Below are 14458 nucleotides of genomic sequence, written 5' to 3' on the forward strand. Positions count from 1 at the left end.
GCGTCACCAGCGGCCGAGCGCGACGTTGACGACGCCGAGGGCCGCGGGCCCGGCGGTGGAGGTGCGCAGGACGGTGTCACCGAGGCGCACGGTCGTGGCGCCCGCGGATCGCAGCGCGTCGAGCTCGGCCGAGGAGATCCCGCCCTCCGGTCCGACCACCAGTGCCACGTCGCCGTCGCCGAGGTCGGTCGTGCTCAGGCGCGCCGTCGCCGTCGGCTCGAGGACGAGGACACGCTCCGCGGCGCACCTCGCCACGAGATCGGCGGTCGAGACGGGCGCGTCGACCCCCGGCACCCATGCGCGGTGGGCCTGCTTGGCCGCCTCGCGTGCGATGGTCGCCCACCGCTGCACCCCCCGATCGAGCTTGGGCCCGCTCCAGCGCGAGACACTTCGCTCGGCCTGCCACGGCACGATCCGATCGACGCCGAGCTCCGTACAGGCCTGCACGGCGAGCTCGTCGCGATCCCCCTTGGCGAGTGCCTGGATCAGCGTGACCCGCCGTGCGGGCGCGGGCTCGTGACGGCGGGAGAGGACGTCGATGCGAACGAGCTTCGGGTCGGCAGCGGCTACCGTCCCCTCCAGCCAGACCCCCGCGCCGTCGCCGACGGTCACCGTCTCGCCGGCGCGGACGCGTCGCACGCCGGCGGCGTGGTGGGCTTCCGCGCCCGTGAGTTCGACGACACCGCCCGGGCGCGCGTCGAGGGCATCATTGACGAGGAAGTGCAGCGCCACGCGCTCAGCTGTTCCGGAACCGGTCGCGAAGCTTCGCGAACATGCCCTGGTGGAACTCCGCGAGGCGCGGCCCCGGCGCCTTCGTGCGCTTCTTCAGTTCTTCGATCAGCGCGCGCTCCTTGGCGTCGAGGCGCGTCGGAGTGACCACGTGAACCCCGACACGCAGGTCGCCCCGGGTCGAGCCGCGGAGGGGGGTGATGCCCCGCCCCTTGATCGTGAGCACGTCGCCGGACTGCACGCCCGGTCGCAGCTCGAGGTCGACCGGGCCGTCGAGCGACTCGATCGTCGTCGTCGCGCCGAGCACGGCGTCGGGCATCGAGACTTCGAGGGTGGCCAGCAGGTCGTCCCCCTCGCGGCTGAAGACGTCATGCGTATCGACGGTGACCTCGAGGTACAGGTCGCCGTTCGGTCCGCCGGCGGGGCCGACCTCGCCGGAGCCCGGCAACTGCAGGCGGAGGCCGGTCTCGACGCCCGCGGGGATGTCGAGCGACACCGTGCGGCGGGCGCGGACACGTCCCTGACCCTGGCACGTGGTGCAGGGATACGGGATCGTGGTGCCGTACCCCTGGCAGACGTTGCAGGGCTGCGAGGTGACGACGTTGCCCAGAAGGCTGCGCACCGTACGCTGCACGTTGCCGGCGCCGTGGCAGACGTCGCAGGTCACCGGCTGCGTACCGGGCTGACAGCAGGAGCCCTGACAGGTGTCGCACAGGACAGCGGTGTCCACCTCGATGTCGCGATGGACGCCGAACACGACGTCTCCCAGCTCGAGCGTGACGCGCACGAGAGCGTCCTGCCCGCGCTCGCGCCGTGAGCGCGGTCGCCCCGCGCGTCCCCCGCTGCCCCCGCCGCCGAAGAAGGTCTCGAAGATGTCGCTGAACCCGCCGAAGCCGGCGGCGCCCCCGAACCCGCCCGCCGAGTCGCCGCCCATGTCGTAGCGCTGCCGCTGCTCGGGATCGCTCAGGACGTCGTAGGCGTGGGTCACGAGCTTGAACTGCTCGGACGCGTCCTCGCCCGGATTCACGTCGGGATGCAGCTGGCGCGCCAGACGTCGATAGGCCTTCTTGATCTCATCGGGCGACGCGTCGCGCGCGACACCCAGGACCTCGTAGTGGTCAGCCACGGATCGCCTTTCCGCCCGTACGGGCGTGTTTCGGAACGGTCAGCGCGAGCTCTCGTCTTCTTCGAGCAGTCGGCTGAGATAGTGCGCGACGGCACGGACCGTCGCGAGGTTGGTCGGGTAGTCCATACGCGTCGGGCCCATGAGGCCGATCCGCGCCTGCGAGCCCGGCACGTCGTAGTCGCTCGTCACGACGGACGCCTCGGAGAGGCCGTAGGCCTCGTTCTCACGCCCGATTCGCGCCGCGACGCCGCGATCGTCGGCGACCATCTCGCCCATGAGGCGGAGCAGGGTGACCTGCTCCTCGATGGCCTCGAGGAGGGGGTAGATGCTGCCGCGGAAGTCCGCCTCGCGTCGCGCGAGAGTCGCCGTGCCCGCCATGACGAGCCGGTCCTGCCGGAACGTCTCGAGCTCCTCGACGAGGATGTGTGCGATCTCGCGGACCGCCTCGCCGAGGGTGTCGCCCGCCGACTGCCCGTCGGCGAGGGAGGAGACCGCGCTGACGGCATCCCGCACGGAGCTCCCGGTGATCGCAGCCCGGAGTGTCGCCTTCGCGACGGCGAACTGGGCCTCGTCGAGCACGGTGCGCACGACGCCGACGCGCTGCGACACGCGACCGGTGTCGGTCACGACGATCACGACGAGACGGCCGCCGCCCAGGTCGACCAGCTCGAGGTGCGAGACCTGCGCACGAGAGAACGACGGGTACTGCACCATCGCCACCTGGCCGGTGAGCTGCGTCAGCGCCCGGACGGTGCGGACCAGCAGGTCGTCGAGATCGGCAGGCCCGTCGAGGAACGTGGTGATCGCGGATCGCTGCGCCGTGCTGAGCGGGCGGAGACCCGCGAGGTGGTCGACGAAGACCCGGTATCCCTTGTCCGTGGGTATCCGACCCGACGAGGTATGGGGTGCGGCGATCAGCTCCTCGTCCTCGAGCAGCGCCATGTCGTTGCGGATGGTCGCAGCCGAGACGCCGAAGGCGTGGCGCTCGACGATCGACTTGCTGCCGACGGGCTCGCGGGTGTCGACGTAGTCCTGCACGATCGCCCGGAGCACCTGCAGTCCTCGTTCCGAGACCATGTCCGTCACCCCCTGCCTGGCACTCGATGTCTGTGAGTGCCAATTCTATCGCGTGGACGGCGACGATCGTCCACTGCGATCACTCGGTGAGAGCCCGCACCACCGCATCCGCCATGAGGCGTCCGCGCCGGGTGAGGACGACACGGCGCCGGACGGCGTCGGCACCCTCGATGAGACCGTCCGCGATGAGCGACGCGACCGCGCGACGTCCGCCCTCGTCGAGGTCGTCGATCGCGAGACCCTCGGCGATCCGCGAGCGCAGGAGCACGGATTCGAGGCGCTGCGCCTCGGCGTCCGGACGCTCCCGGCCTGCCGCGGGCGATGCGCCGGACGCGAGACGCTGCGCGTAGGCCGCCGGGTGCTTGACGTTCCACCAGCGCAGACCGCCGATGTGGCTGTGCGCGCCCGGTCCGTAGCCCCACCAGTCGGTGCCGCGCCAGTACGCCAGGTTGTGCTGCGACCGCTGATCGGCGGAGCGCGCCCAGTTGGAGACCTCGTACCAGGCGAACCCGGCGGCGGCGAGCATGTCGTCGGCGAGCTCGTACATGTCGGCCTGCAGATCGTCGTCGGGCGCCGGCACCTCGCCGCGGCGGATCTGCCGCTCGAGCCGCGTCCCCTCCTCGATGATGAGCGCGTAAGCCGACACGTGGTCGGACTCGAGCGCGACCGCGGTCTCGACCGAGCGGCGCCAATCGTCGAGGCTCTCCCCCGGCGCCCCGTAGATCAGGTCCACCGACACGTCGAGCCCCGCGCTGCGCGCGGCCGCGACCGCCGTCGCGACGTTCTCGGGGTCGTGCGTCCGGTCGAGCGCTGCGAGGACGTGCGGGACCGCGGACTGCATCCCGATCGACAGTCGCGTGACGCCCGCGGCGGCCAGCTCGTCGGCGACGCGCTGCGTCATCGTGTCGGGGTTGGCCTCGACGGTGACCTCCGCCCCGCTCGCGATGCCGAAGGTACGCCGCACCCCGTCGAGCATGCGGGCCAGATCACCCGCGGGAAGCAGCGTGGGCGTGCCCCCGCCGAAGAAGACGGTCTGTGCGGGCCGCCGCGGCCCACGCTCATCGAGGACCGTCGCCGACAGGGCGATCTCGCGCAGAACCTCGTCGGCATAGGCGTCCTGACGCGCGCCGCGCAGCTCGGTGGCCGTGTACGTGTTGAAGTCGCAGTACCCGCAGCGCACCCGGCAGAAGGGCACGTGCAGGTAGACGCCGAAAGCGACGTCGGGGGCGACGACGAGATCCTCGGGCAGGGTGCCGGCGACCGGGACCGGATCGCCGAGGGGCAGTGCCGCACCCATCAGGCCCCGGGAGTCGCGTACAGCGGCGAGATGGCTCGGAGGTAGCCCTGGAAGAGCAGCCGACGGCGGCGGCGGACCAGGCCCGCCAGCATCCGGTAGGCGAACGCGGTCGGACGGTCGAACGCCCGGACCACGAACCAGACCTCGTCGTTGTCGCGCCACTCGAGCAGGAACGACTCCTCGCCGCTGACGACCGAGCCGCCGACCGTACCGAGGGCGAACGCAACGCGGCGCGGCTCTTCGTCGACGAAGATGACACGCAGCTCGGCATCGGCGCTCTGCCCCGAGACGCGGCCGTGCACCTGCAGCGTCGTGCCCGCACCCACGTACGGGGTGCCGTCGGCCGCGAAGCGCTGCTCGTGATCCATGCTGCTCGGGGCGACCGCGTTGCCCTCGTCGTCGAAGGCGACGCCCGTGTACATCGGCCCCGACGCTGGCCGGACGTCGGCGACGCGCAGGCCTGCGCCACGCAGCGCGGACCACGACATCAGCAGGTCCGCCGCCGTCTCGAACCGCGCCTGGCCGCTGCCGATGCGCCAGGAGTCCTCGGCGGGGATGCTGCGCTCGGGCGGATAGGCCATGAGATCGTGCGCACGGGTCGCGCCGACCGCCGCGTAGTCGACGGTCTCGTCTCGGAAGGTCCCGCGTCGGTGATGCATGGGTCTCCTCGTCGCTCCGGGAAGTGCTACTTCTTGTCCTTGCCCTCGACATCGCCGGAGAGAGCGGCGATGAAGGCCTCCTGTGGCACCTCGACACGTCCCACCATCTTCATGCGCTTCTTGCCCTCTTTCTGCTTCTCGAGGAGCTTGCGCTTGCGCGTGATGTCGCCGCCGTAGCACTTGGCCAGGACGTCCTTGCGGATCGCGCGGATGTTCTCTCGGGCGATGATGCGTGCGCCGATCGCGGCCTGGATCGGGACCTCGAACTGCTGGCGCGGGATGAGCTTGCGCAGCCGCTCGGTCATCATCGTGCCGTACGCGTAGGCCTTCTCTCGATGGACGATCGAGCTGAACGCATCGACCTTCTCGCCCTGCAGCAGGATGTCGACCTTCACCAGATCGGCGGTCTGCGATCCGGCGGGCTCGTAGTCGAGGCTCGCGTAGCCCTGCGTCCGCGACTTCAAGTGGTCGAAGAAGTCGAAGACGATCTCGCCGAGCGGCATGTTGTAGCGCAGCTCGACGCGGTCCTCGCTCAGGTAGTCCATGCCGAGCAGGGTGCCGCGGCGCGACTGGCAGAGCTCCATGACCGTGCCGACGTAGTCCTTGGGCGCGAGGATGCCGACCTTCACGACCGGCTCCGAGACCTCCGCCACCCGGCCGTCGGGGTACTCGCTGGGGTTCGTCACCACGACGGTCTCGCCGGTGTCGGTCGCGACCTCGTACGTCACCGACGGTGCGGTGGTGATGAGGTCGAGCCCGAACTCGCGCGAGAGGCGCTCGGTGATGATCTCGAGGTGCAGGAGGCCCAGGAAGCCGCAGCGGAACCCGAATCCGAGCGCGACGGAGGTCTCAGGCTCGTACTGCAGCGACGCGTCGGACAGCTTCAGCTTGTCGAGTGCCTCGCGCAGGTCGCCGTAGTCGCTGCCGTCGATCGGATAGATGCCCGAGAACACCATCGGCTTCGGATCGGTGTAGCCCGGCAGGGCTTCGGTCGCCGGCTTGCGGTGGTTGGTGATGGTGTCGCCGACCTTCGACTGGCGGACGTCCTTCACCCCCGTGATGAGATAACCGACCTCGCCGACACCGAGCCCTCGCGTCGGGATCGGCTCCGGGCTCGACACGCCGATCTCGAGCAGCTCGTGCGTCGCACGGGTCGACATCATCTGGATGCGCTCGCGGGGCTCGAGCTTGCCGTCGATCATGCGGACGTACGTGACGACGCCGCGGTAGGCGTCGTAGACGGAGTCGAAGATCATGGCGCGAGCCGGGGCGACCGGGTCGCCGACGGGCGCGGGGATGCGGTCCACGATGCGGTCGAGAAGCTCCTCGACGCCCATCCCCGTCTTGCCGCTCACGCGCAGCACGTCCTCCGGGTCGCCGCCGATGAGGTTCGCGAGCTCGGCCGCGTACTTCTCAGGGTCGGCCGCGGGCAGGTCGATCTTGTTGAGCACCGGGATGATCTGCAGGTCGTTCTCGAGCGCGAGATACAGGTTCGCGAGCGTCTGGGCCTCGATGCCCTGTGCGGCGTCGACGAGCAGGATCGCCCCTTCGCACGCGGCCAGGGATCGGCTGACCTCGTAGGTGAAGTCGACGTGTCCGGGCGTGTCGATCATGTTGAGCGCGAACGTGCCGGCGTCCTTCGCCCACGGCATGCGGACGGCCTGGCTCTTGATCGTGATGCCGCGCTCGCGCTCGATGTCCATTCGGTCGAGGTACTGGGCGCGCATGTCGCGGTCGGCGACGACGCCGGTGATCTGCAGCATGCGGTCGGCCAGGGTCGATTTGCCGTGGTCGATGTGGGCGATGATGCAGAAGTTGCGGATGAGCTCGGGCGGCGTGGCGGCGGGCGCGAGCGGCTGGAGTGCGCGCGGAGACATGTCCCGGGAAGTCTACCCGGGCCGCGAAGACACGACCGCCGGAAGCGGCTCGGCGCGACCCGCGCGCGCGACAATAGGCGGTCGCACCGCAGACACGCCAGCTGGAGCACGCGTGATAAACAATTAACCGTTTCGCCACTTGCTCAACACATCGATCGCGTCGAATGCTCAATGCGGCGGTCGGTCATCGCGCGAAATCCCCCCGCGCCCGGTCCGCCCCGGGAGAGCACCGTGATCACAGCAGACCCCGTCGTGCCCGCACGACGATCGTTGCGGACCTGGGTGGCGTCCGGCGCCGCCCTCGCACTGGCCGTCGGGGGTGCGAGCCTCGGCGCGACGCCCGCCGTCGCCGCCGTGTCGCCCGACGCGCCCGTCGTCATCGAAGAGATCTACGGCGGCGGCGGCAACAACGGCGCGGCATACAACCGCGACTTCATCGAGCTCCGCAACGTGACGGATGCCGCGCTCTCGCTCGACGGGTGGAGCGTCCAGTACGCGTCGGCAACGGGCGCCTCATGGCAGGTGACCGAGCTCGCGGGAGCCACCGTCGCCCCCGGCGGCAGCCTGCTTATCGGGCAGGCCTTCGGCAACAACGCCGACCTGCCCGCCATCGCGGCCGACGTCGAGGGCTCGATCGCGCTGAGCGGCACGCAGGGCAAGGTAGCCCTGGTGTCGTCCACCACCCCGCTCGACGGGGCGGCCGGACTCGCGCAGCGCGAGCCGGTCGTCGACTACGTGGGCTGGGGTGGGGCGACGGACTTCGCCGGCTCGGCCGCGGCGCCCGCCACCAGCAACGCGACGAGCATCGCCCGACAGGGGGCCGTCAACACCGGCGAGAACGGCGACGACTTCGTCGCCGGCGCGCCCACACCGACCGGGTCGGGGTCGACGCCGGAAGATCCGGGCGAACCCGAGCAGCCGGGCGAGCCCGAAGAACCCGGCGAGCCGGAGCAGCCCGGCGACCCGGCCGTGGTCGCGATCTCCGAGATCCAAGGCACGGGCGGCGCCTCGCCGCTTGCAGGCCGGACAGTCGCGACCGAGGGCGTCGTCACCGCCCACTACCCGACCGGCGGTTACGACGGATACGTCATCCAGACCGGCGGCACGGGCGGCGCCCTCGATCTCGCGATGCACGAGGCGTCGGATGCGGTCTTCGTCTACTCCCCCGCCGGCGTCGGAGAGGTCGCGCTCGGTCAGACGGTCCGCGTGACCGGCGTGGTCGGCGACTACTTCGGTCTCACCCAGATCACCGTCGACGCCGGGGCCGCCCAGCAGATCGCGGATGCCCCGGCGGTCGTGCCGGTGCCGCTCTCGTGGACCGAGGACATCGCCCGAGAATCGCTCCAGTCCATGCTCGTCGCCCCCCAGGGTGCCTACGTGATCGCCGACAACTACAACCTGAACCGCTACGGCGAGCTCGTCCTCGCCGCCGGAGACGAGCCGCTCCGCCAGCCCACCGACGTCGCACCTCCCGGCTCCCCCGAGGCCGACGCCGTCGAGGCGGACAATGCCGCGCGCCGTGTCGTGCTCGACGATGGGTCATCGCGCAACCTGGGTCAGGCTGCGCTCACACCTCCCTACATCTCCACGACTGAGCCGGTTCGCGTGGGTGCGGGCGTCGCGTTCGATGAGCCCGTCGTCCTCGACTACCGCAACGACTCGTGGAAGTTCTCGCCCGTGCGCCACATCATCGGAGACGACGCGCGCGACGACGGGATCAGCGTCGTGAACACCCGCACGGCCGAGCCCGCGGACGTAGGCGGCGACATCACGGTCGCGTCGTTCAATGTGCTCAACTACTTCACGACGCTCGGCGACTCCGATCCGTCGTGCGTGCCGTACACCGATCGCGAGGGCAACGGCACCAACGTCCAGGACGGCTGCGCGCAGCGCGGCGCCTGGGATGCGGCCTCCTTCGCCCGGCAGCAGAGCAAGATCGTCTCGGCGATCAACGCCCTCGACGCATCCGTCGTCGGCCTCATGGAGATCGAGGATTCCGCGAGCCTCGGCGAGCCCACCGACGAGGCCACCGCTTCACTGGTCGAGGCGTTGAACGCCGCGGCCGGGAGCGAACGGTGGGCCTTCGTGCCGTCGTCCGATGAGCTTCCGGATGCCGATGGCCGAGACGTCATCACTAACGCGATCATCTACCAGCCGGCCGAGGTCGAGCGCGTCGGCGATGCGCGGGCGCTCGGTGACGAGTCGGCTCCGGGCGAGGCCTTCCAGAACGCTCGCGCGCCGATCGCGCAGTCGTTCGCGTCGGCCGCGGGAGGCGACGAGTTCCTGTTCGTGGTCAATCACTTCAAGTCGAAGGGCTCAGCCGGTCCGTGGGCCGGAGACGCGGACGCCGGTGATGGCCAGGGCTTCTCGAACGAGTCGCGCATCCGCCAGGCCGAGGCGCTCGACGCCTGGGTCGACCGGATCACCGGCGAGGGCGAGGCCGTCCTGCTGGCGGGCGACTTCAACTCGTACTCGCGAGAGGATCCGCTCGAGGTGCTCTACGAGTCCGGGTACGTCGACGCGGGGATCCAGTTCGATCTCCAGCAGCCCAGCTACGTCTTCCGGGAGCTCTCCGGTTCGCTCGACCACATCCTCATGAACGAGGCTGCGTACGAGCGCGCGACCGGCGCCGACATCTGGAACATCAACGCCGGCGAGTCGATCTTCCTGGAGTACAGCCGGCACAACTACTTCCCGGTCGACTTCCACGACGACGGCCCGTACCGATCGTCCGACCACGACCCCGTTCTCGTCGGGCTGGCCGCCGAGACCCCCGCGGCCGCGCCGGTGGACCTCACGCTGCTCGGGTTCAACGACTTCCACGGCCGTATCGCGGGGATCACTCCCCCGCGTCCGGCAACCGGGACGACCGTCGCCACCCCGGAGGACGCCGGAACGGTCGGCTTCGCCGGAACGATCGAGGAGCTTCGGGCGGAAGCTCCGGACGCCGTGCTGCTCTCGGCGGGCGACAACATCGGGGCCTCGCTGCCGGCATCCTCGCTGCAGCAGGATCAGCCGACGATCGACGTGCTGAACGCGCTCGGACTCGAGACCTCGGCGGTCGGGAACCACGAGTTCGACCGCGGATATCCGGATCTCCGCGACCGTGTGATCCCCGCTGCGGACTTCTCGTACCTCGGCGCGAACGTGTACGCCGAGGGTACGGAGGAGCCGGTGCTCGATGAGTACCAGCTCGTGGAGTCGCAGGGTCTCACGATCGGCGTCATCGGCGTCGTGACGGAGGAGACCGCGTCGCTGGTCAGCGGCTCGGGCATCGCGGGACTCGACTTCGGTGACCCCGTCGACGCCGTGAACCGCGTCGCGGCCGACCTCACCGACGGCAGCGGCGACCAGGCCGACGTCATCGTCGCGATCTACCACGAGGGCTCCCCCGACAACGGCTCCGACGCGAGCCTCGACGACGCGATCGCCGACAGTCCGGTCTTCGAGCGCATCGTGAACGAGACGTCGCCGGAGGTCGCGGCGATCTACACCGGGCACACGCACAAGCAGTACGCCTGGTCGGCGCCCATCCCGGGGACCGACCGGACGCGCCCGATCGTGCAGACCGGCTCGTACGGCGCGAACATCGGCAAGATCGTGCTCACCGTCGACGCTGAGACCGGTGAAGTCCTCGCCCATACGGAGGAGAACGTCGGGCGAACGGAGACGTCGGCGGCCGACCTCATCGCGACCTACCCCCGGGTCGCCGAGGTCGACCGGATCGTGCAGCAGGCGCTGGCCGACTTCGCGGAGATCGGCAACCAGGAGGTCGCGACCATCACCGCCGACATCACGACCGCGCACAGCGGTGGCACGTACGTCGACGGTGTCTACACCGGCGGCAGCCGCGACGACCGCGCGTCGGAGTCCTCGCTGGGGAATCTCGTGGCCGAATCGATCCGCTCGAGCCTTGCCAACCTCCCCAACGGCGCGCAGATCGGCGTCACGAACTCGGGAGGACTGCGTTCCGACCTGTTCGACACGCAGGCGGAGTTCGGGCAGAGCGCGGTGCCCGGCGTCCCGGACGGCACCATCACGTGGGGTCAGGCGTACGCGGTGCTGCCCTTCAACAACACGATGGCCCTCATCACGCTCACGGGCGCGGACTTCATCGACGTCCTCGAGCAGCAGTGGCAGCGGGCGGCGGACGGATCCGTGCCGTCGCGCCCCTACCTGCAGCTCGGGCTCTCCGACAACGTGACCTACACGTTCGACGAGACTCGGCCCGAGGGCGACCGCATCACATCGGTCACCGTCGACGGTCAGCCGCTCGACCCGGAGGCGGAGTACCGGATCGGTACGCTGTCGTTCCTGGCCACGGGCTCCGGCGACAACTTCCGCGCATTCGCCTCGGGGACCGACTACGTCGACACCGGATTCCTCGACCACGAGGCCTGGATCGAGTACCTCGGAGCGCAGCAGCCGGTCTCGCCGTCCTTCGACAAGCACGCGGTGCGGGTCCAGGGCGTGCCCGATTCGGCGCAGCCGGGACAGGAGCTGACCCTCACGGTCTCGAACCTCGACATGACGAGCCTCGGCGCTCCGCAGAACTCCGCCGTCGACGTCTCGTGGAACGGTCAGGTCGTGGCGACGGCCCCGGTCGCGGGCGGAAGCGCGGTGGTCTCGGTGACCCTGCCGGCCGACCTTCCCGACGGGACGACGCAGCTCGTGATCACGGCCGACGCGACCGACACCGCGGTCACGATCCCGCTCGAGATCTCGTCGACGGGCACGGAGCCCGGCACCGGTCCGGGAACGGATCCGGGCACGGACACCGGAGCGTGGGCCGAGGTGTCGCTGTCGACCACCCGGGTCGAGCAGGGCGGCTTCATCGACGTGCGCGTCACCGGCCTCGAGCCGGGCCAGCAGATCGGCGCGACGCTTTACAGCGATCCCATCGCCGTCTCCGGCATCCCGGCCGCCGGCGCGGAGGGCACCACCTCGTTCCGCGTCGCGATCCCGGCGGAGCTGCCGCTCGGGGCGCACACCCTTCGGATCACCTCGGGGAACGAGCAGCCACTCGACTTCGCGATCACGGTCGTGCGAGCGGGTGCGCTCGCGGTCTCGGGCGCCGAGGCACCGCTCGGTGCCCTGCTGGCCGCGTCGCTGCTGATAGTGGGGGGCGGAGTCCTGGCCCTCACGCGCCGCCGCACCCCGGTGTCCGCGCGCTGACGCCTCGCCCCACGAGGGCGGTCGGGCTCCCACCCGGCCGCCCTCGTGCGTCCCGGCCATCCCCACGACCCGCGAGACTGCAGTTGCGCCCCGAGCGGGCGGGGCGACGCCGGGGTTTCGGGGCGCAGGTGAGGTCTCGCGGGACGGGGGGCTTCGTAGAGTGGGGGCATGACCGCGCAGGTGGTGCTCGTGCACGGGATCCGGACCTCGGCCACGATGTGGCGCGCGCAGGTCGCGCACCTGCACGAGGGCGGCATCCCGGTCGTCGCGCTCGACCTGCCCGGTCACGGCACGCGCATGGCCGAGACCTTCACCCTCGACGGCGCATTCGCCACGATCGATGACGCGGTGAGGGATGCCGCCGAGCGCGGCCCCGTGCTGCTGGTCGGGCACTCGATGGGCGGGCTGCTCAGCACCGCGTACGTCGGGCGTGAGGACCGTCCCCCGGTGTCGGCCTTCATCGCCGCGTCGTGCACCGCGATCCCGCGCGGTCCCGGGCTGGCGATGTATCGCGCCCTCGCGCTGGGCTTCGACCGCCTGCCCGGCCGTGGCCAGCGCATCACCGACTGGGTGCTCGACCGCACCCTCCCCCTCGAGACCCGTCCGGACTTCGGCGCCGGCGGATACGCGTACGACGCTCAGGATGTCGCGCTGTCCAGCCTGTCGGTGCTCGACCTGCTCGCCGCGGTCCGTCGCATCGACGTCCCGACCTGGTTCGTGAACGGTCAATACGATCAGCTTCGCGTCAACGAGCGGCTGTTCGCGAAGCTCGCTCCGGCTGCCGAGCTCATCGTCGTGCCGCGCACGAGCCACCTCGTCACCGCCATGCGGCCCCGCGTGTTCAACGCGGTGGTCGACCTGGCGCTCGCGACACTCGCCGATACCGGCTACCGCGGGCCGACCTGATAGACTCTCAAGTCGGCTTGCCGTGTGGGTTCCTCCCTCACACGACCGCCGTGCGGCATCCCTCTACTGTCGTCCGGCACATCCACCGAAAAACTCCGAACGAAAGATACGTCGAACGTGGCGAACATCAAGTCGCAGATCAAGCGCAACAAGACCAACGAGAAGGCGCGCGAGCGCAACAAGGCCGTCAAGAGCGCGCTGAAGACCGAGGTGCGTCGCACCCGCGAGGCCATCGCCGCCGGCGACAAGGCCGCCGCGGAGAAGGCGCTGGCCACGGCCACGAAGAAGCTCGACAAGGCCGTGAGCAAGGGCGTCATCCACGAGAACCAGGCTGCGAACCGCAAGTCGGCCATCGCGAAGCAGGTCGCCGCTCTCTGAGCCGCCTCCCGCTGTGCCTCGAAGGCCCGCCCCGCTCGTCGGTGCGGGCCTTCGTCGTCCCCCGGCCGGCCGCCTCGGAAGCGCGAGACCTCAGCCGCGCCCCGAGACGACGGGTTGGCGCCCGGGTCTCGGGCCGCGAGTGAGGTCTCGCGGTTCAGGACGGGCGCGCGGGCGGAGTCAGGAGGCGTAGGGCGCGCGGGTTGCGATGACCGTGACGAGGCGTTCGACCGCGAAGACGGGGTCACGAGACGCGCCCTTGACCTCGGCGTCCGCGCGCGCAGCCGCTTGGATCGCGGTGGCCAGAGCCGACTCCGTCCATCCGACCAGGTCGCGCTTGGCGCGATCGACCTGCCAGTCCTTCATGCCGAGGCGCGTCGCGAGAGCGCTGGACGGCTCCCGCGTTCCGACGACACGGGCCATCGTGCGCAGCTTCGATGCGATCGCGGCGACGAGCGGCACAGGATCGGCGCCGCTTGCGAGAGCGTGGCGGAGCGTGATGAGCGCCTCGCCGTAGCGGCCCGCGATCGCGGTATCGGCCACGGCGAAGGCCGTGGTCTCGACGCGGCCGCCGTAGTAGCGCTGGACGACCTGGTCACCGATGTCGCCGGGCACGTCGGAGATGAGCTGCTGGCACGCCGCCGCGAGCTCGGTGAGGTCATCGGCGAAGGCCGAGACGAGAGTGCGGAGAGCGGACGGAGCGATGCGCTTACCCGCGGCCTTGAACTCCCCCGCTGCGAAGTCGAACCGGTCGGAGTCGCGCTTGATGGCGGGAACAGCGATCTCGACGCCCCCGCCCGAGCCGCCCCGGATCGCCTCGAGAAGCTTCTTGCCTCGGACGCTCGCACCGGTGTGGCGCAGCACGATCGTCGCGCCCTCCTGAGTGTTCTCGAGGTAGGCCAGCGCCTCGGTGAGGAAGGCGTCGGAGCACTTCTCGACGCCCGCGACCCGCACGAGTCGCGGCTCGCCGAACAGCGATGGTGACGCCATGCCCAGCAGCGTGCCGGAGGCGTAGTCGTCGGCGCGGATGTCGGAGACCTCGAGACTGGGGTCCTCGGCCTTCAGGTAGTCGCGGAGTCCGGCGATCGCGCGCTCCGCGCAGACCTCCTCGGGCCCGGCGACGAGAACGATCGGCGCCGGCTCGGGAGCTCGCCACGACAGCTGCCGGATGGCCGACTTGGCGGGGCCGCGGGCGGCGGGTCGGCGGGGGCTCGGCGGCATGGTCTCAGCCTAATCC

Annotated in this window: 10 protein-coding genes; 3 read left to right on the plus strand and 7 right to left on the minus strand. The window is 70.6% G+C overall.

The window, feature by feature from the left end:
- Window positions 1-3 precede the first annotated feature (3 nt).
- From BLT21_RS01350 to lepA, 6 genes are all read right to left on the minus strand, one after another.
- Entirely contained in the window at window positions 4-732 is a 729-nt protein-coding gene (locus BLT21_RS01350) for a 16S rRNA (uracil(1498)-N(3))-methyltransferase (protein ID WP_091498008.1), read from the minus strand.
- 4 nt (window positions 733-736) lie between these two features.
- Window positions 737-1855 carry a molecular chaperone DnaJ gene (dnaJ, locus tag BLT21_RS01355; RefSeq protein ID WP_091498011.1) on the minus strand — a complete coding sequence of 373 codons (1119 nt, stop codon included), beginning with the start codon at window positions 1853-1855 and terminating at the stop codon, window positions 737-739.
- Between the two features lie 39 nt (window positions 1856-1894).
- A complete protein-coding gene (gene hrcA / locus BLT21_RS01360) occupies window positions 1895-2932 on the minus strand; it encodes a heat-inducible transcriptional repressor HrcA (RefSeq protein WP_091498016.1) in 1038 nt (345 codons plus the stop codon).
- A gap of 79 nt (window positions 2933-3011) precedes the next feature.
- Window positions 3012-4229 carry a radical SAM family heme chaperone HemW gene (hemW, locus tag BLT21_RS01365; RefSeq protein ID WP_091498020.1) on the minus strand — a complete coding sequence of 406 codons (1218 nt, stop codon included), beginning with the start codon at window positions 4227-4229 and terminating at the stop codon, window positions 3012-3014.
- Window positions 4229-4888, minus strand: coding sequence for a DUF1990 family protein (locus BLT21_RS01370; protein ID WP_091498023.1), 660 nt, complete (start codon window positions 4886-4888; stop codon window positions 4229-4231). Before BLT21_RS01370 ends, hemW begins: the two co-directional genes overlap by 1 nt.
- Before the next feature lie 26 nt (window positions 4889-4914).
- Window positions 4915-6765, minus strand: a complete 1851-nt coding sequence (lepA, locus tag BLT21_RS01375; RefSeq protein ID WP_091498027.1) for a translation elongation factor 4 — start codon at window positions 6763-6765, stop codon at window positions 4915-4917.
- Window positions 6766-6996: 231 nt separating this feature from the next.
- On the opposite strand from lepA, the gene BLT21_RS01380 reads away from it, so the two are divergent.
- From BLT21_RS01380 to rpsT, 3 genes are all read left to right on the plus strand, one after another.
- Window positions 6997-11940, plus strand: coding sequence for an ExeM/NucH family extracellular endonuclease (locus BLT21_RS01380; RefSeq protein WP_256335872.1), 4944 nt, complete (start codon window positions 6997-6999; stop codon window positions 11938-11940).
- A 168-nt stretch (window positions 11941-12108) separates the two neighbouring features.
- Window positions 12109-12846: an alpha/beta fold hydrolase gene (locus BLT21_RS01385; protein ID WP_091498036.1), complete on the plus strand. Its 738-nt coding sequence runs from the start codon at window positions 12109-12111 to the stop codon at window positions 12844-12846.
- Between the two features lie 117 nt (window positions 12847-12963).
- Window positions 12964-13224 (plus strand): 30S ribosomal protein S20, encoded by a 261-nt coding sequence (gene rpsT / locus BLT21_RS01390; RefSeq protein WP_091498039.1) that lies wholly within the window; start codon window positions 12964-12966, stop codon window positions 13222-13224.
- Between the two features lie 177 nt (window positions 13225-13401).
- On the opposite strand, the gene holA is transcribed toward rpsT, so the two are convergent.
- Window positions 13402-14442, minus strand: a complete 1041-nt coding sequence (gene holA, locus BLT21_RS01395; RefSeq protein ID WP_091498044.1) for a DNA polymerase III subunit delta — start codon at window positions 14440-14442, stop codon at window positions 13402-13404.
- Window positions 14443-14458 lie beyond the last annotated feature (16 nt).

The sequence above is a fragment of the Microbacterium sp. cf332 genome, from assembly GCF_900102175.1.
Classification (GTDB): Bacteria; Actinomycetota; Actinomycetes; order Actinomycetales; family Microbacteriaceae; genus Microbacterium.

Excerpts from the sequence above, each read along its gene's own strand:
- hrcA (WP_091498016.1), bottom strand. The coding sequence starts at position 2,932 with ATGGTCTCGGAACGAGGACTGCAGGTGCTCCGGGCGATCGTGCAGGAC.
- holA (WP_091498044.1), bottom strand. The coding sequence starts at position 14,442 with ATGCCGCCGAGCCCCCGCCGACCCGCCGCCCGCGGCCCCGCCAAGTCG.
- hemW (WP_091498020.1), bottom strand. The coding sequence starts at position 4,229 with ATGGGTGCGGCACTGCCCCTCGGCGATCCGGTCCCGGTCGCCGGCACC.
- BLT21_RS01385 (WP_091498036.1), top strand. The coding sequence starts at position 12,109 with ATGACCGCGCAGGTGGTGCTCGTGCACGGGATCCGGACCTCGGCCACG.
- BLT21_RS01370 (WP_091498023.1), bottom strand. The coding sequence starts at position 4,888 with ATGCATCACCGACGCGGGACCTTCCGAGACGAGACCGTCGACTACGCG.
- lepA (WP_091498027.1), bottom strand. The coding sequence starts at position 6,765 with ATGTCTCCGCGCGCACTCCAGCCGCTCGCGCCCGCCGCCACGCCGCCC.